A 21,309-nucleotide genomic window follows, 5' to 3' on the forward strand; every position below is an offset into this window, starting at 1 on the left:
TAGCAGCAAGCACTTCCTACGCCTTGTCGTGTTAAATTGGCAAACTACCGTCCTCTTCGCGGTACTGCGCCAGCTTGTAGCGCAAAGTTCGCTCACTCATTCCTAATTTCTCTGCTGCTAACTTACGCACCCCACCAGCCGCCTTCAACGCATCAATAATCATGGTTTTTTCCATGCCTTTGATGTTATTGCTCACAATGGCACTAGTACCTACAGCTGGAGCGGCAAATTTTGCCGCCCCAGTCGGCAAAAAAAGATGCTCCGCGGCAATTTCATCCCCTGGGCTTAGAATCATTGCACGCTGAATCACATTATCAAGTTCGCGTATATTGCCCGGCCAACGATGAGATAGCAGCGCATGCTGCGCTGTATCTAACAAAATAGGCGCGCGTTTTTTTTGCGCTACTGAATACCTAGCAAGCATGTTACGTGCCAATGGCAAAATATCTTGCGCTCGATCGCGCAAAGCAGGAAGCTGTAGCGGAAATACATTTAAACGATAGAACAAGTCTTCACGAAAACGTCCTCCTGCAACCTCTTGCGCCAAATCTCGATTCGATGTCGCCAACACACGAATATCCAGACCGATCGGCTTCACTCCCCCGACCCGCTCAAGCTCGCGTTCCTGCAAAACGCGCAGTAATTTTGCTTGCAAAGCGAGAGGCATTTCGGTTACTTCATCAAGCAAAATCGTACCACCCTGGGCTTGTTCAAATTTCCCAATATGGTGAGTTGCGGCCCCTGTGAAAGCCCCTTTTTCATGCCCAAACAAGGTGGACTCAAGCAATTGTTCCGGGATGGCAGCACAATTGATAGCAACAAATGGTTTACTGGCGCGGGCGCTATGTCGGTGAATAAATCGTGCCATTACTTCCTTGCCCACCCCCGACTCACCCATCAACATAATCGATGCATCGGACATCGCGGCACGGCGTGCTACATCCAGTAACTGCTGCATGATGACTGAATCAGCCACCAAATCATCCTCACCTAAATCCGGCAGCAAGTAACGTTCCACTTGTGCCAATAAGGCAGATGGTTCAAAAGGTTTGGGCAAATAATGACTAGCCCCGGCATGCATGGCATTGACGGCTTGCTCAATCAAACCATACGCTGTCATTAAAATAACCGGTAGGCAAGGATAGCGTTTTTTAATCTCCAGCAATAAAGCTTCACCATCCATAGGTTGCATCTGCACATCAGAAACAACCAAACCAACCTGCTGATTTTCCAGCACATTTAGTGCAGAAGACCCATCCTCGGCGACCACGACACTATAACCATCCAGCTCAAGGGTATCGATGAGCGCCTCACGCAAATCATCATCATCTTCCACAATCAATACGGGTAAAGCCATGCCAATCCTTTAAATACGTAATGCCCGGCTGCTATTATTGGCAATCCAAGTTAATACTCTTTGTGTCATTTCTTTGAGAGACACGACCTCATGTACGCCCCCCATTGCAATGGCTTCCTTGGGCATGCCAAAGACCACGCAACTCGCCTCATCCTGAGCAAAGTTATGCGCGCCTGCTTGATGCATCTCTAACATGCCTGCAGCACCATCTTTCCCCATGCCAGTTAAGATCACCCCGACAGCGTTACGCCCAGCTACATTCGCAGCAGAGCGAAATAGCACATCAACGGAAGGGCGATGACGATTCACAGGTTCTGCCTGCGATAATTCACATATATAGTTAGCTCCGGATACACCGAGCATTAAATGCGAATGCCCGGGGGCGATATAAGCGTGCCCAGGTAAAACACGCTCACCATGAGTAGCTTCTTTTACTGTAATTCGGCACAGTGAATCTAGCCGATTAGCAAATGATTTGGTAAATGACTCTGGCATATGCTGAGCAATCAAAATTGCAGGCGCATCAGGCGGAATAGGCACTAAAAACTCTTTCAATGCCTCAGTACCACCAGTCGATGCGCCGACGATGATTAATTTTTCTGATTTGAGCAGTGGCCGCGAAACCTTAGGTAACACAGCATCTGCAGTATGACTGGGCGCGATGGGTGCTCGCATTAAACTTTTCACCTTTGCTTTGGCGGCCATCCGAATTTTTTCCCGAATTTCATCGGTATATTCATCAATTTTACTCGCAATATTCATTTTTGGCTTTGCGATAAAATCGACCGCGCCTAACTCTAATGCACGCAGGGCTACCTCGGAGCCTTGCTCAGTCAAGGATGAAATCATTAAAACTGGGGTAGGTTTCAAACGCATCAAGCGGGCGAGAAAATCCAATCCATCCATCTTGGGCATTTCTACATCAAGCGTGATGACATCAGGATTCAAATCCCGGATCAACTCCCTAGCAATCAAAGGATCTGGAGCGGTGGCGACACAACTCATATCACCAGCCTTATCAATAATCTCTTTGAGTACACTGCGAATTAATGCCGAGTCATCAACCACAATGACTTTAATTTTTGGCATGATTTGTCCCTTCTACTATCATCTGGGCTAGCTAAACAACTCGATATCTCCGCCTTTATCCATATGTGTCAGGCGTGAGCCATATATTTTTTCGCGCTCAACAATTGTGTTGTTATGTACCGATTTCAGTTTTTTAACTAAAACTCGACCTGTGGCAGGAAAGAAATAAACCTTGCGCGGATGAATATCCAGTAAATCTTCGGCCACTATTGGAATTTGCTCTAAAGCTAGAAACGATTTTACGAATTCTGCGTTTTTTAAACCCACATTCGAGACGGTAAAACCTCGCAATACGTTGCCCCCACCAAAAACTTTGGCTTCAAGCCTATTTTTCTTGGCACCCTGCTTTAGCAGCTGATTAATCAAAACCTCCATGGCATAGGTTCCATAACGTGTCGACAGACCATTAATTGATGCCATATCTTCTTGGGAATCAGGCAACATAAAGTGATTCATGCCACCGATCCCGCTAACACTATCGCGCACACAGGCAGCCACACAGGAGCCTAACACCGTTACCAATAGCATTTCTCTGGCCGTGACATAGTATTCACCGGGTAAGATTTTCGCGGCCTCAATTGAGAAATGCTTATCAAAATACAGCGTGGGCGCGAGGACTTCTTCGTAACTAGCAGCAGACATTATGGTTTACCTCGTGCTGCTTTCGCATGCTCCGTAAGTTGATAAGTTGTTTTTCCGGCAGAGCGATACCAGTCGGACATGAAATGTAAATTCTCAGAATGCCCAACATACAAGGTGCCATTTGGCTTCAATAAACCGGCTATTTTTTCCAAAATAACCCGCTGTGTTGCCTGATCAAAATAAATCATCACATTGCGGCAAAAAATAGCATCAAATTTTCCATCTAGGGGCCAACGGCTATCTAATAAATTAATTTGTTTAAACTCAATCATCTCGCGCAAGGCTTTTTTAGCTCGAACCTTACCTGCATTAATACCCGCGCCTTTTAGAAAAAAACCTTTTTTACGTTCCAAAGACAATTTATCGAGTCGATCAAGTGCATATACGCCCTGAGCTGCAGTGGCTAACACGTGCGTATCAAGATCAGACGCAATAATTTGCACGGCTGGGCATGCTGATTGATAGGCTTCCATCGCCGTCATCGCCAATGAATAAGGCTCCTCACCCGTTGACGCTGCGGCACACCAGATGCGGAAAGGTCTGGCATCAGTTTGCTGCATTTGTCGGGCTAGGGCTTCAAAATGATGCGGTTCGCGAAAAAAAGAAGTTAAATTGGTCGTCAGGGCATTCGTAAACTGCTGCCATTCTTCTGAATCTGGGTTTTGCGCTAATGCGGATAGATACCTAGAGAAGGTATCTATCTGAAGCGCACGCAATCTGCGAGCCAGACGGCTATACACCATCTGCTGCTTGCTATCATTTAAGCGAATACCCGCCCGCTGATAGATTAATTCAGCAACTCGCGCAAAATCTGCCTTGGTGTAACTAAACTCATGATCATTTTGCATGCTGTTGTGTCACTACATTTAGATATGGCATGGAATCCGCTTTGAGCCTTGCACTGAAACACTCGATTCAACCCAAAACAAAAGGGGCATTCTGAGCCCCCTTTGCTCATCAAGTGCGAGGGCACTTCATTTCGCTCAAAACTCCTCCCAATCTCCATCACTATTACCCAAGTTTGGCACACTACGCTTAGCGGGCTTCCCCAAAGACGAGGCTGGTTTACTTGGAACACTAGCCGTCAATTTAGGTCGAACAGCCAGATTTGATGTCATTCGAGAAGCACCTGCCAGTTTGAATATCCCAACGGTCTGAGTCAGATTGTGTGCTTGCTCCTCTAGGCTTTCGGCGGCGGCGGCAGCTTGTTCAACCAAGGCAGCATTTTGCTGGGTATTCTCGTCCATATGCGTGATGGCCTGATTCACCTGCTCAATACCCGCACTTTGCTCATTCGATGCAGCGGAAATCTCACTCATAATATCGGTAACACGGCGTACAGCGCTTACAACATCCTGCATGGTATGACCAGCCTGATCGACCAATTTAGACCCAGCCTCAACTTTCACGACCGAATCCCCAATCAGGTTTTTAATTTCTTTGGCCGCACCTGCTGATCGCTGGGCTAAATTACGCACTTCCGAGGCAACGACAGCAAAGCCACGCCCTTGCTCACCCGCACGCGCTGCTTCAACTGCGGCATTCAGTGCCAAGATATTGGTCTGGAAAGCAATTCCGTCAATCACAGCGATAATATCGACGATTTTTTTAGCTGATTCGTTAATATCAGACATGGTGGAAACAACCTGCCCCACAACATCGCCACCTTTAATGGCAATATCAGAGGCGCCGATCGCCAATTGATTGGCTTGACGAGCATTTTCAGCATTCTGTTTTACCGTGCTGGTTAGCTCCTCCATACTCGAGGCGGTTTCCTCAAGACTGGCAGCCTGTTGCTCGGTACGACTGGACAGATTGCTATTACCTGCGGCGATTTCTTGTGCGGCAATATTAATAGCACCAGCAGCATCCTGAATATCCAACACAATCTCAGCTAATTTTTCGGATGTGGCATTACAATCATTTTTCAGCTCACCCAGTAAACCGTGATAATCAGCCGTAATTTTTTGGGTTAAATCACCTTGGGCCAATGCGCCCAGTACTCGAGCTACATCGGACATTGCTGCTTCACTTGCCCCCACCATCTGATTCATGCCTTGTGCCAACTTCAGCATGAAACCCTCTTTACCAGCGGGGTTAATCCTGCGGCTAAAATCACCATTGGCCGCAGCTTCTACAATACCGTTTACTTCATTCTCGACCAAAACTTCCGCGGTTCTATCAACCCACTCCACCACCGAGCCCAAACGCTTGCCAGTTACATCAAACACCGGATTTGCAATTAATAAAAAAGTTTGCCCCGCTACAGAAATTTGCGAGCGATAAGTTTGATTTAGATTGGCCAAGATAGCAGCCTGATGATTAGGGTTGCGATGGAAATCATCCATGCTTGAACCAATCAGTTTGCCAACATTAAAACTCGGTAAGACTTTGCGCAACTCTGACTCAACACGAGTCAACATCGCTGTTACTGCCTTGTTCATATAGATAATGGTGCGGTTCTCATCAGCCAACATGACATTGGTTGAAGTTGAATCCAGAGCCCCCAAAATCCGCGCACGCTCATCAGAGAGTGTTTTTTCACGCTCCATTTGTGCCAGTATCTCGGTCTGATCCAGCCATTCAACAACGTAACCTGTATGACGGTTTTCACGATTCAATACTGGATTAATCGTTAATGAGAACTTGCGACGACCAATCGAAATCTGAGCTTTATGAGTTCCAGTGAGTTTGGCCAACATGTTTTGCTGGTGAGCTGGATTTTTATGGAAACTATCGATGCTGGTTCCAATCACCGAATCTGCGCTAAATTGCGGCAGCTCATTCCGAAGATCGTTTTCTGCATCTCGGAGCATTTTATGCTGTGCAGCATTGCAATACGTGATTTTACGGTCGGCATCTGCAATCATGACGCAGGTTGTTACCGACTCCAAAGCAGTTCTCACCCGAGCGTTTTCTTCCGCCAACTTGGCGGCTTCGCGCAATTTCAGCTGCATCCCGCGCATTTGCGCCAATAAGCTATTTTCCTGCGCACCATTGAGCTGAATATCTTGGCTTAAATCGCCATCCGCAATACGCTGCACAACTGTTTGTAGCCATTCAAGCTGGCCGCCTAATTGGCGCTTTACTCGTCTGAGCAGAATTAAAGCCACCACAATTGACAAGGAAATGCCACACAGTGCGGTAACTAAAATTTTCCACTCCGAAGATGTGGTTACTGATTTAATCTCTTTCGCGGCAGCCAGTGCGCCATGCTGCTCTTGCTCTGCCATCGCTAATATTGGATCACGAAAAGCGTTGTAGTTATTTCGCAAATCGCCCAAAAGCAAGCTACGTGATTTAGTTACATCGCCCGAATCAAAAGCCGTTTTGTAGGCACTGAGGCTTTGCAAAAATGCGGGCTGTTTATCTCTGATTTTTTTAAGATCATCAAATGCCTCTTGATCATTAATTTCCTTGGCTTTTTCTTCTAACTCAGCCAGTAGCTTATCAATTTTTTCCCGAGAAATATTGACCCGCTCCCATTCTTCTTTAGCCTTTGCCAAATCTTCAGGTGTGGCTTGTCCAATAACCTGAACATTCCGTAAAGCCCTTGCAATGGTATTTACTTCGTTAAATATATTTTGCGCTAACACCAAGTGAGGTAAATGATCTTGCGTTAACCCATCAACTTCAGAGTCCGTCCGATTTGCAGAAGAAAATGACACGCCAGCAATTAATATCAGGAAAAACAAAATTGAAGCGATACCTAAGCTTAACAATCGATTGAATGAAATTTGGTTCATCCTCAGCCCCTTATGCAATTGCGGTTTCGACTAAAGCCATATCCGCACTAGTCATTAGTTTTTCTATATCGACTAGAATAATCATTCGATCATCAACGGTGCCTAAACCCAAAATATATGCGGTATCAAGTGCAGCACCGAACTCAGGCGCATTACGTAACTGCTCGGTGCTTAGAGTCATTACATCAGAAACACCATCCACCACAATACCCAAAGTACGCTGTGCAATATTCAAAATAATCACAACAGTAAATTGGTCGTAGCTTGGGTTACCTATATTAAACTTTACCCTGAGATCAACAATTGGAACTATATTGCCGCGAAGATTAATAACTCCTTTAATAAAACTCGGTGCATTTGCAATACTCGTTACAGCATCATAGCCACGAATTTCTTGTACCTTGAGGATATCTATTCCATATTCTTCCTTGCCTAAAGCAAAGACTAATAGCTCCCGATTAACCCCATCCTCGCTTAATAATTGTTCCATATATCCTCCCTACGCTGCCAATTTAGCAATATCTGACGAAGAAACATGCTGTGCCATTTTCACTAACGCAGCCACATCCAGAATAAATGCAACATGCCCATCACCCATAATTGTTGCACCAGCCACGCCATTAACGCGGCGATAATTAGTTTCTAGATTTTTCACAACTACCTGATGCTGGCCCAATAAATCATCAACAAACAATGCGACTTTCTGGCCTTCCGCTTCAAGAATGATAACTAGACCATCTTCAAATGATTTTAATTTTGCTGATAAATTGAAAATGTCATATAGCGCAATTAGAGGAAGATATTCGCCACGAACATTGATCACATTACCTCGCCCGGCCAGTGTTTTTATTTCGTCCGACTTAGGCTGCAGTGATTCAATAATGAAAGTGAGTGGGATAATGTAGAGCTCATCAGAGGCAGAAATTGACATTCCATCTAAAATGGCCAATGTCAGCGGCAAGCGAATACTCATCGTTGAGCCGACCCCAGTCATTGATTGAATCTCAACGCGGCCACCCATTGCTTGAATATTTTTGCGCACAACGTCCATACCAACGCCACGCCCTGACACATCGGTGACTTCTGCGGCAGTTGAAAAGCCAGCTTCAAAAATCAGCATCCAGACTTCGTTATCTGACATATTGTCACTGACTGACATACCACGTTCTTTGGCTTTACTCAGAATACGCTCGCGACTTAAACCCGCGCCGTCATCACTCACCTCAATTACAATATTGCCGCCCTGATGAAAGGCCTTCAGCGTCAAGGTGCCTTGCGCTTGTTTATTGCGGCTTAACCGTACATCCGGCATTTCGATGCCATGATCCAAGCTATTGCGTACCAGATGTGTAAGTGGGTCGCTTAATTTTTCAATGAATCCTTTATCCAACTCGGTATTTTCACCGATCATGCGCAGCTCAACTTGCTTACCTAATTTGCTTGCCAAATCTCTGACCAAACGGGGGTAGCGATTAAATACAAACGAAATCGGCATCATCCGAATTGACATCACCGATTCTTGTAATTCCCGCGTGTTGCGCTCAAGCTGCGCCACACCACTGAGCAATTTTTCATGCAATACTGGGTCAAGCTGCAAAGCATTTTGTGCCAGCATTGATTGCGTAATGACCAACTCACCGACCAAATTGAGTAGTTGATCAACTTTTTCGACGCTCACCCGAATTGACGAGTCCGCCGAGCTTTTATCTGCATTGCGCTCGTTTGGCACCCTAGCGGCCTGCACTGGGGCAATTTCTACGATTTGCGCAGTGCTAGGTTCTGACGCTGGAGTCGGGGGAGTGATGGGCGCAAAGAAGCCATAACCTTGCTCTTCCACATTAACTTCAACTTGATTATTTGGCAGAGGCTCAAAAAAGCCAAAACCTTCATCAACAGTTAATGCGGGAGCCGGCGTGGTAGGAAATAACCCAAACGCGGCCTCTCTATTCTCGATCGTTTCAATTGATAATCTTTCAGGCGCCACCAAAAACGTGATGGAGTCTAATAATTGAGGTTCTGAGGCGCTTGTTTTCAGGTGGTAGCGCCAAGCAGAGTGAATATCGCCAGGCTCAAAATCTTGCACTTCGCCAAAGTTAGCCAATTCATCGAGCAGCATCTGCTCATCAAAACTTTCTCCAGCCTGGATCACAATGGTCAGTACCTGCTCGCTAGACTGGCCTGGTGCTTCTTGATCTGCCACTAAGCGCGTCAGCATCTGCGTAACGCGCTGGATTTCATTTTGATCAACATCACCATTTTCACGATGCGCGCCCAGCATGGACTGCAATACATCACCAGACTGCAAAAAGGCATCGACCATCTCGGCTTTGAGCGCAATTTCTTGCTTGCGAATCCGATCGAGCAGGTTTTCTAGTACATGTGTGACATCGGTGAGATCAGAAAAACCAAAGGTGGCTGCACCGCCCTTAATCGAATGGGCGGCACGAAAAATCGCGTTCAGATCTTCTGGATCGGGTGCACTCACATCAATTTTGAGAAGCAGTGATTCCATATTGGCCAGATGCTCAGCAGCTTCATCAAAGAATACTGCGATGAACTGACTCATATCGATGGTCATAAATCCCCCTAGCTAGTGTGCCTAGCCAATGACTTTACGGACAACTTCGAGTAATTTTTGTGGGTCAAAGGGTTTGACCAACCACCCAGTGGCACCCACTGCGCGACCTTGCTGCTTCATTGCATCGCTCGACTCGGTTGTCAGCATCAGAATGGGCGTGGTGGCATATTGCGGTAACCCACGGAGGGTGCGAATGAGTGTTAAGCCATCCATTCCTGGCATGTTTTGATCGGTAAGCACCAGATCTACCTGCGCTGTTTTAGCCTGAGTCACGCCAGCATTACCATCGACCGCTTCTACGACCTCATAGCCTGCGCTACGCAGAGTGAAACTCACCATCTGCCGGATGGAAGCAGAGTCATCCACTGCCAGTATTTTTTTTGCCATACGTCCCCCTGTCATCAAGATTTCGGAACTGAATCTATGCGCAATTACCGCAAAAATGCGCTTGAGCCGATTCTTTTTATAGGCAAGACTATTGCGCAATGCCATTGATAAATGCACGAAACCGACACATTCTTTTCAATTCGTGTCATTTATCAACGTTCTCACTGTAACTAAATCCCGAAAATCATGACCCAAACTGCATTACCGATCTTGTATTCGTTCCGACGCTGCCCATACGCGATTCGAGCGCGAATGGCGATATATTTAAGCGGTGTTTCAGTGCAATTACGTGAGGTTGTATTGCGCGATAAACCCGCAGAATTATTAGCCGCATCAACCAAAGGCACTGTGCCAGTGCTGGTATTGCCAGTGGGAGCTGTACTTGATCAGAGTCTGGATATTATGTTGTGGGCTTTGCGTCAGCACGACCCTATGGGGATACTGAAACGTGATCTGGATTACCAGCTGCAGTTGATTGCTGAACACGATTTGCAATTTAAACCCTTACTGGATCGCTATAAGTATCCCGAACGGTTTCCCGAGCTAGCCGCAGAAGAGCACCAATACCATGCCATGTATTGGCTTAAAGAGAATATTGAAAAAAGGCTCGAGATCGATACCCCAAGTTTTGAATCAAAAATCACCTTAAGTGATTTGGCAATCATGCCATTTATACGCCAATGTGCAGCCGTAGATCCGCGTGTATTTCAGAGATTAGCCAGCCCAACATTGCAGTCTTGGCTGGCAACATTTTGCGCGGGCGAACTCTTTACTGCGGTGATGGATAAATATCCAACATGGCAAACCGGCACCGAAGGTATCCCATTTGGCCGTTCTACTTGATCAATCAAACTGATTTACACGCATTTATTGCGTCAAATCGATTCAGGTGTGGGCTGATATTTTGGGTCGCCGCAGCTCATGCTAGAATAAGCGCCATTTTTGACGAATTAGAATCAAGGTGCATCATGGCTGGACACAGTAAATGGGCGAATATTCAGCATCGTAAAGGTCGTCAGGACGCCAAGCGCGGCCAGATTTTTACCAAGCTGATCAAGGAAATCACCGTAGCAGCAAAAATGGGTGGCGGTGATATCACAATGAACCCGCGTCTGCGTCTGGCGATTGATAAAGCCAAAGCGCAATCGATGCCCAAAGACAATATCGAAAGCGCAATCAAACGTGGCACTGGCTCGCTCGACGGCGTTGATTACATTGAAACCCGTTACGAAGGTTATGGCTTGGGCGGCGCAGCGGTAATGGTCGATTGCCTGACCGACAACCGCACCCGTACCGTGGCCGATGTGCGTCATGTCTTTAGCAAATACGGCGGCAATATGGGTACTGACGGCTGCGTGAGCTTTCAGTTTAAACACTGCGGCTACCTCATTTTCGCTCCGGGCACTGACGAAGATGCCTTGATGGAAGCTGCGCTTGAAGCGGGTGCCGATGATGTAACGACCAATGACGATGGTTCAATCGAAGTCATCACCCCACCATACGAATTCGTGACGATCAAAGAGACGCTGGAAGCAGCCGGTTTTAAAGCCGAAATGGGCGAATCTACGATGAAACCACAAGGCGAAACCGAGCTAACGGGTGAAGATGCGATCAAAATGCAAAAACTGATCGACATGATGGAAGCGCTCGACGACGTCCAGAACGTCTACACCACTGCAGTATTTGATGAAGAAGCGTAAGTGCGACATATCGCAATGCAAACCGCCCAATTGGGCGGTTTTTTTATGTTGCGACGATTTTATTCGATATTCTGCAACACTCACATGGCTGCATGTTTCTGCGGTGTACCCTCACTAGCAAGCCATCCATTCCATAAAAACTACCGATATTTCTATCCTGAACAGCATTTGCTTGCTAGATTGAAGCAAAGCTACTGCAAGTTAACTCTCAGCGTGAGCGGCTAGTCAATACGTCCGCCACAGGAGCGCATGTGATGGATGAAACCGCGGAAAAACCAAGCATTCTGGTCGTAGATGATGATGCGCTAATTCGCAAATTAATCCGGCGTGTACTCGATAGCCACTACCAGATTGTGGAAGCTGCGGATGGTGAAGAAGGCTTAGCAATCGCTCGCCAATCTCTACCCGCGGCGGTCATCGCTGATGTGCAAATGCCCAAATTGGATGGTTTCAGCTTATGCAAAAGCATTGCCGATGATTTTGAATTGGCCGATACACCAGTGATGCTGATGTCTGCGGTCGAAAACATGGATGAACTGCTGAATGTTTATGACGTCGGTGGTCAGGGTTTTATTACCAAACCCATCAACCCCAAACTACTCCTAACGCGTATTGCCCGTATGCTGCAGCTACGCCATGAGCGTGAACAACTAAAATCACAAATTCAATTTGCTACCTCTACCGCCTTCACCGCCATGAACAGCATGGGTGAAACGGGTGTCGTATTACAAACTATTCAGAAATTCACACACTGCCAATCGGCGCATCAATTAGCGGTGGAATTGCTAACGGCACTTAAACAATTTGATCTTACTGGCGTTGCTGAAGTGCTGGTTGGCAATAGTGTTGCCACGCTCAGTCATAAAGGCGCGGCCAGCGATGTGGAGTGCGCCGTAATCCAAAAAATGGCCGATATGGAACGTGTTGTGCAGTTTAAAACTCGCCTGTCGGTCAATTTTCCTGCAATCAAACTACTCGTTAACAATATGCCAGTGGATGATCTCGAACGCTGTGGACGCCTACGTGACCATCTGGCGATTTTGGCCGAATCAGCTGAATCCCATGTTGCGGCCATTCGCGCCAACAATGTGATTAGCGGGTTTCAAACGAATCTAGCCACTGCACTGATTGATATTGATGAGCAGCAACGGCTTAGCAAGCAAAAGCGAGCCATCCTATTTGGGGACTCCATGATGCAGTTAGAACAATCGTTTAACGCACTGGGGCTCACCGATCAACAGGAAGACAATTTAATTAATATCGTCCGCGAAACATGGAACGCCATGTCCGCTACCTATGATGAAGATGCCGCGCTACAAGATAAGCTCACGCAAATTGTCAAAACACTTAAAACACAATTAGATTAAGTCTGGCTATTTGAACAAGGCATAATAAATCACATACAACCAACTGCAAAAACCATGAATAATCGCCCATAAAATGGAATGATTAGCGCTCCAAGACAAAGCGACCGCAATCACGGTACCTAAACTAAAACCACCGAATAGTTTCATTATTACTCCCGAGCTGATTTGCTGGCCACAACCTTGGCCACAACCTATTAGATGGGGATAGACATAAAAAAAGCCACCGAGTTCGGTGGCTTTTTTCACGGGCGAAGCTTAGTTAGCGCGTTTTTTGAATTCCAGAGTACGGGTATCGATCTCGATTTTGTCGCCGATGTCGATAAATGCCGCTACTTGGATATTCAGATCAGAACCAACCAATTTAGCTGGTTTCATTACTTTGCCTGAAGTGTCGCCACGAACTGCTGGCTCAGTGTATTCAACTTCACGCACTACAACTGTTGGCAATTCAACAGAGATCGCTTTGCCGTCGTAGAAAGTTACTTCACATTTGTCTTCCATGCCATCAACGATCAGGCCGAGTGTATCGCCCAAGTTGTCAGCTTCAACTTCGTATTGGTTGAACTCTTCGTCCATGAATACGTACATTGGGTCAGCGAAGTAGCTGTAAGTACAAGCCAAACGATCCAACACCACCACTTCGAGTTTGTCGTCTGATTTGTAAACCACTTCAGAGCCAGAGCCTGACAACAGGCCCTTTGATTTTACTTTAACAACCGAAGCGTTACGGCCAGATTTTGAGAACTCGGTTTTTTGAACGACCAAAGGTTGGCCGTCAACCAAGATTACGTTACCAGCGCGTACTTCGTGTGCGGTTTTGATTGCCATTGCGATTACCTGAAATTGATCGATTTATAGAAAATCGATGTTTAAAAATAGAAAAATCCCGCTATTTTACCTTGGAATTGACGAATCTGACCAGATTAGTCGCGAGATCACCCAGTTCAATCAATTTTTCCCGCCACTGCCGAGCATGCTTAGCCAGCACCTCGCGGTTGGATAGCAGCGCTTGCCAAGCGGGCGCGAGCGCTCCTCCCTGATTCCAGACCTGCATCATCGGCACAATTGCCGCCACCACGTCAGCGGGCGCATCAGCCAGATAGCGGTTTAAAAAAGCGGCTAATTTCTCCAAATGCGCATCTTCTTGCTGCGGGTAAATATGCCATACAAAGGGCTGCGCGGCCCATTGCGCACGCAAGAATGAATCTTCACCACGGACAAAATTAATGTCGCAACTAAGTAAGAGGCGATCGTAATCGTCTTGCGACAACATCGGTATCGGGTAAACCCGCAGTGAGCCTTGCTGATATACCCCATTAATGCATTGCCATAGAGAGCAATGATCTAAATTCATTGCGAGCAATACCCTCCCCCGTGGTACAACCAGATGGACTAGCGTGGCTTGTTGAGCCAGTAACGAGAGCCAAGTTTGCAGGCACTCTGGCTCATAGGCAAACAGCGAGATTAATAATTGATCGCTCCGACGAGTGGCGAGCGGCGGAATCAGTTGGCGTATAAACGCTGCACCCTGCTCGTCACCCCAGCCCAATTGCAGCTCACGCTGCTGTCGCTCGCTAAACAGCCCGCCAGTGCCGGTAGTAAAGCCGGGAAAGAAAAAGTATTTTTGTAGGCCAGCTTGCGGGGACGGCAGGCCGTGACAGCCCTCCACCCAGTCTTCAGCACTAAGATATTCAAGATTAATCCAAACCGGCGAGCTGCTGCGGGCCTGCATTTGCGCCAGATAAGCGACAGGAATCTCGCAGGCGAACGCTTCAATCACCACATCGGCCGCGGCTTCTGCGTGGGGAAAGTCAGGCGTCCAGTGCCGCACAGTGACGCCTTCAAGTGATTGCGAGGCTAGTTGTGGATTGATATCTGGGCGAATTTGGGCAAAGCTGGCTAGATCATCGACCCACAGGGTGACATCTAGCACAAATTCATTGGCCAATTGCCGCGCTAAGCGCCAGCACACGCCAATATCGCCGTAGTTATCAACGACTCGGCAAAAAATCGCCCAAGTTTGCTGCTGCATCGTGGCCGTCTCACAATTAATTTTGGCGGCGAGTGTAGCAGTTTTGCGCGTCTTTATTGCCAGTGTTTGCTCCCCATCTGGCTAAAGCGTTCAACATCCGGTAAATGAATCGGCGCGGGATAGAGCTTTTGAATTTTGCTAACGTATTGCTGGGTTTCGCGATAGGGAGGAATGCCACGGTATTTATCGACCGCGCCTTCACCTGCGTTGTAAGCGGCAGAAACCAGATCAATTCTGCCTTGATAGCGATCTAGTAATAATCGTAAATAGCGCACGCCACCTTTCACATTCTGGCTGACATTAAAAGCATCTTGCACATTAAAGCGCGCGGCCGTATCTGGAATTAATTGCATCACGCCCATCGCCGACTTGGGCGAGACCGCAAAGGTTTGCAGCCGTGACTCCACCACCGCAATACTCAAGGCAAAATTGGGGTCCACACCATGCCAGCGCGCGATCTGGGTAATAATCCGTGCGGTGCGTTGTTGTTCACCCTTAAAGGTAATACGCAAAATTGATCCCGCTACAACCGGCGCTTTTTCCGGCAAAACCGCACTCAGTACACAGGCAGGTAATTGGTTTTGGCTAATTCGAATCGTATCGAGCATATCCTGCGCCTGATGATGCCCTTGCTCGGCGGCGATAGAAAATAAGCTAGCCGCTGCGGGCCGATTTTCAGGTACACCCAAGCCGAATGCGTAAAGCACACCTAAGCGATACTGGGCTTCAATATTACCTTGCCTCGCTTGCACACAATAATACGCAGCGGCTTGCCAAGGATCGCTTGACTCTAGGTCAGCACGGGCAAAAAACTGCGCATTATTGGCCCAAGCCAAACAAGGAAAAGCCCAGAAAAACTGCCAAAAATAGCGAAAGATCAGCGACATAAGCTACCATCACTTTGTCAGAGATTTTAGCCTATGCCACTTCACCGCTCTTGTCAGGCCGAAAAGACCAAAGGCATTTTGCTGGCCATGATTTCAATATGCTACTGCGGTGCTCTGCACCACCAAAGCCGGTGAGCTATGCGGCAAGATTTGCTCGCGCCCAATCGGGTAGTAGCTAATTTCTTCAGCTTTCATCCGCTTCGGCTCATACAGATTGCGACCATCAAAGATAATAGCGGAACGCAAGCTCTTCTTGATGCTAGCAAAATCAGGGCTACGAAAAGCCTTCCACTCGGTCACAATCACCAAAGCATTAGCCTGCTCCAGCGCCTGCATTGGTAATTCTGTAAACTGCAGCCCTGCCCGACCGGCAAAATACTGCGCGGCTTTATCATTTGCCACCGGATCATGCGCAGCAACCGTAGCACCGCAGGCCAGTAAGCCTTCAATCAGCACCAGACTTGGCGCTTCGCGCAAATCATCGGTGTCAGGCTTAAACGCTAAGCCCCACACCGCAAAATGCAGGCCGCGTAAATCCGAGCCAAAATGCGCCATGATTTTATTGAGCAAGATATTCTTTTGCAGTCGATTGACATCATGCACTGCTTGCAGAATTTTCAATGGCTCACCAAATTGCATGGCCGTTTGCTGCAACGCCTGCACGTCCTTAGGAAAGCAGGAGCCGCCATAACCGACACCGGGATATAAAAAGTGATAGCCGATCCTGGGGTCCGAACCGATGCCTTTGCGCACTAATTCAATATCCGCGCCCAATACTTCGGATAGATTGGCTAATTCATTCATAAATGAAATCCGCGTTGCAAGCATTGCATTGGCCGCGTACTTCGTTAGTTCTGCCGAGCGCAAATCCATGCTCAGAATACGATCGTGGTTACGCACCAGCGGCGCATAAATGGCCTGCATTAAATCTTTTGCAGTTTCATCTTCAGTACCAATCACAATTCGATCGGGGCGCATGAAATCATCAACCGCAGCGCCCTCTTTTAAAAATTCGGGATTCGACACCACGCTAAAACTACTGCGCTGTTGGCGTAAATCCAGCTGAGCTTGCACAGCTTGCTTGACCAAATCGGCGGTACCGACCGGCACTGTCGATTTATTGACGATCACTTTGTATTCATTCAAATACCTACCAATATTGCTTGCAGCGGCCAAAACATACTGTAAATCGGCAGAGCCATCTTCGTCTGCCGGAGTACCCACCGCAATAAACTGGATGGTACCGTGTGCAACCGATGCGCCAATATCTGCAGTGAAATGCAGCCGCCCAGCTTGCATATTGCGACGGATTAGCTCTTCCAAACCCGGTTCGTAAATATGCACATTGCCTTGCTGCAGCTGAGCCACCTTCTCAGCGTCCAGATCAAGGCAGACCACTTGATTACCATATTCAGCCAAACAGGCCCCAGTTACTAAGCCCACATACCCAGAACCAATCACCGTAATTCGCATTTGCAGCTCTCCGCTAAGGTATGCGGTATTTCTACTGGAATCGGATGACGGTTTTGCGACGATTAGAGGAAAATACGATGACAAACTGCTTGATTTTCAAATACTTCAGCTTAAATTAAGCTTTTGAGCTACATCCAAATGACAAGCTCGGTACACCTAGATTATGAGTTAGTTAGGATTCAAATTGGGCTCATCACCACTTGAGGTGATATTCGCGTTAAGCAAATATTCATCCTACAAGCCTTATATTTTAGTGAAGCCAAACACCTAGCTAAGGCTCGAAACTTAAGCTTAGATGTGAAAAAGCTCACGTTTTTATCGGCAATTTGTTACAGAATATGTCATGTCAATATGTTCTGATACGCACATCAATTCAACAGGACTACGCAAAATGAAAAAACTGATCATCCCTACCCTGGTGGCCATTAGTCTGAGTGTTTCAGGTTGCGCCAACTTAACACCTGAGCAACAAGGCGCCATGCTCGGCGCTCTTGGCGGCGCAGCTGCCGGTGCAGTGATTAGTAAAGCATCAAAAGGCAGCCACACTGGTCGCGATGCGGCGATTGGCGCAGCAATTGGTGCGATTGGTGGTTATGCCTGGTCTTCGCACATGGAAAAACAACGCAAAGAAATGGAAGAAGCCGCCAAAGGCACCGGTATTGAAGTAAGCAAAACGCCAAACAATGAATTGAAATTGGAAGTGCCTAGCGATTTCTCATTTGATACCGGCAAAGCCACCATCAAACCAAATATGCGTCCGGTGTTAGATAAACTCGGTCAGACACTGAATCAAAATACCGTGACCCAAGTGCGCATTGTGGGTCACACAGACAGTACGGGCACCGATGCGATCAATGAGCCGCTGTCGGTTAACCGCGCAGCAGCAGTACAGTCATATTTAATTGGCCGTAATGTGGCAGGCAACCGAATGAGTATCGAAGGCCGTGGCTCACGTGAGCCCGTGGCGGATAACAGCACCACAGCCGGTAAAGCACAGAATCGCCGGGTAGAGATTTTCGTTGCCGAGCCTGCCCAGCAGCAATAATTCCATCGCAAACCGTTAGTCCAGACAGCCCGTGCTACGGGCTGTTTTTACATCTAAAACACGCTTAGTGCGCTGCACAAATGGCCCATCAGTCCTTTCTCTATGAGCTCGCAACTCATCCTTGAATTTTTCCCGGGTGCGTCCATTTAGAAATTAATCAACCCATTTGTAGGAGCATGAAGATGCGTATCGATAAATTAACAACCAAGTTTCAACAAGCGCTGGCTGATGCACAAAGTTTAGCTATTGCTGGCGACAATCCTTATATCGAGCCACAGCATTTACTGCTGGCGCTACTCAACGATAACGATTCAGGCGCTGCTGCATTACTGGCACGTGCTGGCGTCAATGTAAACCCGCTGAAAACCACCTTGGAAAGTGCCGTACAACGGTTACCAAAAGTCAGCGGTGGTGATGGCGACATTACCATTGGTAAAGACTTAGGGCGAGTGCTTAATCAAGTTGATAAAGCGGCCATGCAGCGCGGCGATCAATTTATTTCCAGCGATTTATTCTTGTTGGCGCTGTTTGAAGATAAAGGCGAAACCAGCCGTTTACTCAAAGAAAACGGCGGTAAAAAAGAAGCTGTCGCAGCAGCAATTGAAGCCGTGCGTGGCGGCGAAAACGTTAATAGCGCCGATGCCGAGCAACAGCGCGAAGCGCTGAGCAAATATTGCCTTGATCTGACCGAGCGCGCCCGAGCTGGCAAGCTCGACCCAGTCATCGGTCGCGACGACGAAATCCGCCGTGCGATTCAGGTTTTGCAACGCCGCACCAAAAATAACCCGGTGCTGATTGGCGAACCCGGCGTCGGTAAAACCGCGATTGTCGAAGGCCTCGCGCAACGGATCATCAATGGTGAAGTGCCCGAATCATTAAAACACAAGAAGGTATTGTCTCTGGACCTAGCTGCGCTGCTGGCTGGTGCCAAATACCGGGGGGAGTTTGAAGAACGCCTGAAAGCTGTTCTGAATGAACTCGCCAAAGATGAAGGCAATAATATTGTCTTTATCGACGAGCTGCACACGCTGGTTGGCGCGGGCAAAGCCGAAGGCGCAATGGACGCGGGCAATATGCTCAAACCCGCTTTGGCGCGCGGCGAATTGCATTGCATCGGCGCGACGACGCTCGATGAATATCGCAAATACATCGAAAAAGACGCTGCGCTCGAGCGCCGTTTCCAGAAAGTGCTGGTCGGCGAGCCGAGCGTTGAAGACACGATTGCGATCTTGCGTGGTTTGCAGGAAAAATACGAAATCCATCATGGCGTCGATATTACCGACCCGGCGATTGTTGCTGCTGCTGAGTTGTCGCACCGCTACATTACGGATCGATTCCTGCCTGATAAAGCGATCGATTTGATCGACGAAGCGGCAGCCAAAATCAAAATGGAAATCGACTCCAAACCGGAGGTGATGGACAAGCTCGATCGCCGGATTATTCAGCTCAAAATCGAGCGCGAAGCGGTGAAACGCGAAAAAGACGAAGCGAGTAAAAAGCGTCTCGGTCTGATCGAGGAAGAAATCGCCAAGCTCGACAAAGAATATTCGGATCTGGAAGAAATCTGGAAAGCAGAAAAAGCCAGCGTACTCGGTAGCCAAGCGATTCGTGAAGAAATCGAAAAGCTGAAAAACCAAATGGAAAGCCTCAAACGTGCAGGCGAATGGCAGAAAGTCTCGGAGTTACAGTACGGTGAACTCCCTGCGCTGGAAGCCAAGCTCAAAGCGGCCGAGTCATCCGAAAGCAGCAGCGCATCGAACGCGAATAAACTGCTGCGCACCCAAGTGGGCGCAGAGGAAATCGCCGAAGTCGTCAGCCGCGCCACTGGCATTCCGGTCAGCAAAATGCTGCAAGGCGAGCGTGAAAAACTGCTGCACATGGAAGACGTGCTGCACGAGCGCGTCGTCGGCCAAGACGAAGCGGTGCGGTTGGTTTCGGACGCAATCCGCCGCTCACGCGCCGGGCTGGGCGACCCGAATCGTCCGTATGGCTCGTTCCTATTTTTGGGGCCAACGGGCGTGGGTAAAACCGAGCTATGCAAAACGCTGGCGAATTATCTGTTCGACTCAGAAGAGCACATGATTCGCGTCGATATGAGCGAGTTTATGGAAAAACACTCGGTGGCACGCCTGATCGGCGCACCTCCGGGCTATGTCGGCTACGAGGAAGGCGGTTATCTGACCGAGCTGGTTCGTCGCAAACCGTACAGCGTTATCTTGCTCGATGAAGTCGAAAAAGCGCATCCGGATGTGTTTAATATCCTGTTGCAAGTGCTTGACGACGGTCGCCTGACCGATGGTCAGGGTCGCACGGTTGATTTCAGAAACACCGTCGTGGTGATGACGTCTAACCTCGGCAGCGATCACATCCAGCGCTTGGCCGATTCGGATTATCAAGTGATTAAACTGGCGGTGATGGCTGAAGTCAAAACCCATTTCCGGCCGGAGTTTGTCAACCGGATCGACGAAGTCGTGGTGTTCCACGCCTTGGCGCAGCAGCATATTCGCAATATCGCCAAGATCCAGCTGGAAAAACTGATCGGCCGCTTGGCGCAAATGGAAATCGGCGTCGACATTACCGATGCCGCGCTCGATCTCATTGCCGAAGCGGGCTTTGATCCGGTTTATGGTGCGCGACCGCTAAAACGTGCGATCCAAAGCGAGCTGGAAAACGTGTTGGCCAAACGGATTCTGGCTGGTGATTTTGCCGCTAAGGATACGATACGGATTGACGCGAAAGATGGCGTCATGCAGTTGAGCAAAGCCTGACAAACCAAAGCCCCCGCATTCGGGGGCTTTTTTATACCCAACTGAAATGCAGGTTCAGCACAATTGCCTTGCTTAGCACGGCAATTTTCCATGAACTTAATCTGGCCCTGTGCAGAAAAGATGTAGTGAAGGCCGAGACCCAAAAAACAGAATACTTGGCATGGTATGACCTGCCAAACCTTATCGATAAATGAATAGAACGCAATACCCATAAAAAAACCGCATCCTAAGATGCGGT

General features: G+C 48.0%; 18 protein-coding genes. 5 read left to right on the forward strand and 13 right to left on the reverse strand.

From position 1 onward, the window contains the following. Nucleotides 1-31 precede the first annotated feature (31 nt). The 8 genes from HZU75_RS02870 to HZU75_RS02910 all read right to left on the reverse strand — a co-directional run bounded on the left by HZU75_RS02870 (nucleotide 32) and on the right by HZU75_RS02910 (nucleotide 9,799). Nucleotides 32-1,357, reverse strand: a complete 1,326-nt coding sequence (locus HZU75_RS02870; protein WP_180307701.1) for a sigma-54-dependent transcriptional regulator — start codon at nucleotides 1,355-1,357, stop codon at nucleotides 32-34. 9 nt (nucleotides 1,358-1,366) lie between these two features. Next, nucleotides 1,367-2,446 carry a protein-glutamate methylesterase/protein-glutamine glutaminase gene (locus HZU75_RS02875; protein WP_180307702.1) on the reverse strand — a complete coding sequence of 360 codons (1,080 nt, stop codon included), beginning with the start codon at nucleotides 2,444-2,446 and terminating at the stop codon, nucleotides 1,367-1,369. A gap of 27 nt (nucleotides 2,447-2,473) precedes the next feature. Beyond that, a complete protein-coding gene (gene cheD / locus HZU75_RS02880; protein WP_180307703.1) occupies nucleotides 2,474-3,088 on the reverse strand; it encodes a chemoreceptor glutamine deamidase CheD in 615 nt (204 codons plus the stop codon). Continuing rightward, the gene (locus HZU75_RS02885; RefSeq protein ID WP_180307704.1) at nucleotides 3,088-3,936 is read right to left on the reverse strand and encodes a CheR family methyltransferase; all 849 of its coding nucleotides are present in this window, start codon (nucleotides 3,934-3,936) and stop codon (nucleotides 3,088-3,090) included. The genes cheD and HZU75_RS02885 overlap by 1 nt, the downstream gene beginning before the upstream one ends. 135 nt (nucleotides 3,937-4,071) lie before the next feature. Beyond that, complete coding sequence (locus HZU75_RS17700; protein WP_373279630.1) at nucleotides 4,072-6,834, reverse strand: methyl-accepting chemotaxis protein; 2,763 nt, start codon at nucleotides 6,832-6,834, stop codon at nucleotides 4,072-4,074. A 10-nt stretch (nucleotides 6,835-6,844) separates the two neighbouring features. Further along, a complete protein-coding gene (locus tag HZU75_RS02900) occupies nucleotides 6,845-7,324 on the reverse strand; it encodes a chemotaxis protein CheW (RefSeq protein ID WP_180307705.1) in 480 nt (159 codons plus the stop codon). A gap of 9 nt (nucleotides 7,325-7,333) precedes the next feature. Next, nucleotides 7,334-9,412: a chemotaxis protein CheW gene (locus HZU75_RS02905; protein ID WP_180307706.1), complete on the reverse strand. Its 2,079-nt coding sequence runs from the start codon at nucleotides 9,410-9,412 to the stop codon at nucleotides 7,334-7,336. Nucleotides 9,413-9,433: 21 nt separating this feature from the next. Next, on the reverse strand, nucleotides 9,434-9,799 hold the full coding sequence (locus HZU75_RS02910; protein ID WP_180307707.1) for a response regulator: 366 nt from the start codon (nucleotides 9,797-9,799) through the stop codon (nucleotides 9,434-9,436). 186 nt (nucleotides 9,800-9,985) lie between these two features. On the opposite strand from HZU75_RS02910, the gene HZU75_RS02915 reads away from it, so the two are divergent. From HZU75_RS02915 to HZU75_RS02925, 3 genes are all read left to right on the forward strand, one after another. Then, the gene (locus tag HZU75_RS02915; RefSeq protein ID WP_180307708.1) at nucleotides 9,986-10,642 is read left to right on the forward strand and encodes a glutathione S-transferase N-terminal domain-containing protein; all 657 of its coding nucleotides are present in this window, start codon (nucleotides 9,986-9,988) and stop codon (nucleotides 10,640-10,642) included. A 125-nt stretch (nucleotides 10,643-10,767) separates the two neighbouring features. After that, nucleotides 10,768-11,499 carry a YebC/PmpR family DNA-binding transcriptional regulator gene (locus tag HZU75_RS02920; protein WP_180307709.1) on the forward strand — a complete coding sequence of 244 codons (732 nt, stop codon included), beginning with the start codon at nucleotides 10,768-10,770 and terminating at the stop codon, nucleotides 11,497-11,499. Nucleotides 11,500-11,753: 254 nt separating this feature from the next. Continuing rightward, nucleotides 11,754-12,866, forward strand: coding sequence for a response regulator (locus HZU75_RS02925; RefSeq protein WP_180307710.1), 1,113 nt, complete (start codon nucleotides 11,754-11,756; stop codon nucleotides 12,864-12,866). Nucleotides 12,867-12,872: 6 nt separating this feature from the next. Here HZU75_RS02925 and HZU75_RS02930 read toward each other — a convergent pair whose 3' ends face one another. The 5 genes from HZU75_RS02930 to HZU75_RS02950 form a co-directional block, all read right to left on the reverse strand. Next, nucleotides 12,873-13,112, reverse strand: a complete 240-nt coding sequence (locus tag HZU75_RS02930) for a hypothetical protein (protein WP_180305656.1) — start codon at nucleotides 13,110-13,112, stop codon at nucleotides 12,873-12,875. Between the two features lie 9 nt (nucleotides 13,113-13,121). Further along, complete coding sequence (locus HZU75_RS02935; protein WP_180308709.1) at nucleotides 13,122-13,688, reverse strand: elongation factor P; 567 nt, start codon at nucleotides 13,686-13,688, stop codon at nucleotides 13,122-13,124. Nucleotides 13,689-13,755: 67 nt separating this feature from the next. Continuing rightward, complete coding sequence (earP, locus tag HZU75_RS02940; protein WP_180307711.1) at nucleotides 13,756-14,898, reverse strand: elongation factor P maturation arginine rhamnosyltransferase EarP; 1,143 nt, start codon at nucleotides 14,896-14,898, stop codon at nucleotides 13,756-13,758. Between the two features lie 53 nt (nucleotides 14,899-14,951). Continuing rightward, entirely contained in the window at nucleotides 14,952-15,785 is an 834-nt protein-coding gene (locus HZU75_RS02945) for a lytic transglycosylase domain-containing protein (RefSeq protein WP_180307712.1), read from the reverse strand. Nucleotides 15,786-15,878: 93 nt separating this feature from the next. Beyond that, a complete protein-coding gene (locus HZU75_RS02950) occupies nucleotides 15,879-17,258 on the reverse strand; it encodes a UDP-glucose dehydrogenase family protein (RefSeq protein WP_180307713.1) in 1,380 nt (459 codons plus the stop codon). 391 nt (nucleotides 17,259-17,649) lie between these two features. Between HZU75_RS02950 and HZU75_RS02955 the strand changes: the two genes are divergently transcribed. Together HZU75_RS02955 and clpB are read left to right on the forward strand one after the other, a co-directional pair. Next, the gene (locus HZU75_RS02955) at nucleotides 17,650-18,303 is read left to right on the forward strand and encodes a YiaD family glycine zipper/OmpA-like lipoprotein (protein WP_180307714.1); all 654 of its coding nucleotides are present in this window, start codon (nucleotides 17,650-17,652) and stop codon (nucleotides 18,301-18,303) included. Between the two features lie 182 nt (nucleotides 18,304-18,485). Further along, complete coding sequence (clpB, locus tag HZU75_RS02960; RefSeq protein WP_180307715.1) at nucleotides 18,486-21,071, forward strand: ATP-dependent chaperone ClpB; 2,586 nt, start codon at nucleotides 18,486-18,488, stop codon at nucleotides 21,069-21,071. The last annotated feature ends 238 nt before the right edge of the window (nucleotides 21,072-21,309 follow it).

The organism is Chitinibacter fontanus, from assembly GCF_013423785.1.
GTDB classification, from domain to species: Bacteria; Pseudomonadota; Gammaproteobacteria; order Burkholderiales; family Chitinibacteraceae; genus Chitinibacter; species Chitinibacter fontanus.

Excerpts from the sequence above, each read along its gene's own strand:
- HZU75_RS02870 (WP_180307701.1), bottom strand. The coding sequence starts at position 1,357 with ATGGCTTTACCCGTATTGATTGTGGAAGATGATGATGATTTGCGTGAG.
- HZU75_RS02875 (WP_180307702.1), bottom strand. The coding sequence starts at position 2,446 with ATGCCAAAAATTAAAGTCATTGTGGTTGATGACTCGGCATTAATTCGC.
- cheD (WP_180307703.1), bottom strand. The coding sequence starts at position 3,088 with ATGTCTGCTGCTAGTTACGAAGAAGTCCTCGCGCCCACGCTGTATTTT.
- HZU75_RS02885 (WP_180307704.1), bottom strand. The coding sequence starts at position 3,936 with ATGCAAAATGATCATGAGTTTAGTTACACCAAGGCAGATTTTGCGCGA.
- HZU75_RS17700 (WP_373279630.1), bottom strand. The coding sequence starts at position 6,834 with ATGAACCAAATTTCATTCAATCGATTGTTAAGCTTAGGTATCGCTTCA.
- HZU75_RS02900 (WP_180307705.1), bottom strand. The coding sequence starts at position 7,324 with ATGGAACAATTATTAAGCGAGGATGGGGTTAATCGGGAGCTATTAGTC.
- HZU75_RS02905 (WP_180307706.1), bottom strand. The coding sequence starts at position 9,412 with ATGACCATCGATATGAGTCAGTTCATCGCAGTATTCTTTGATGAAGCT.
- HZU75_RS02910 (WP_180307707.1), bottom strand. The coding sequence starts at position 9,799 with ATGGCAAAAAAAATACTGGCAGTGGATGACTCTGCTTCCATCCGGCAG.
- HZU75_RS02915 (WP_180307708.1), top strand. The coding sequence starts at position 9,986 with ATGACCCAAACTGCATTACCGATCTTGTATTCGTTCCGACGCTGCCCA.
- HZU75_RS02920 (WP_180307709.1), top strand. The coding sequence starts at position 10,768 with ATGGCTGGACACAGTAAATGGGCGAATATTCAGCATCGTAAAGGTCGT.
- HZU75_RS02925 (WP_180307710.1), top strand. The coding sequence starts at position 11,754 with ATGGATGAAACCGCGGAAAAACCAAGCATTCTGGTCGTAGATGATGAT.
- earP (WP_180307711.1), bottom strand. The coding sequence starts at position 14,898 with ATGCAGCAGCAAACTTGGGCGATTTTTTGCCGAGTCGTTGATAACTAC.
- HZU75_RS02945 (WP_180307712.1), bottom strand. The coding sequence starts at position 15,785 with ATGTCGCTGATCTTTCGCTATTTTTGGCAGTTTTTCTGGGCTTTTCCT.
- HZU75_RS02950 (WP_180307713.1), bottom strand. The coding sequence starts at position 17,258 with ATGCGAATTACGGTGATTGGTTCTGGGTATGTGGGCTTAGTAACTGGG.
- HZU75_RS02955 (WP_180307714.1), top strand. The coding sequence starts at position 17,650 with ATGAAAAAACTGATCATCCCTACCCTGGTGGCCATTAGTCTGAGTGTT.
- clpB (WP_180307715.1), top strand. The coding sequence starts at position 18,486 with ATGCGTATCGATAAATTAACAACCAAGTTTCAACAAGCGCTGGCTGAT.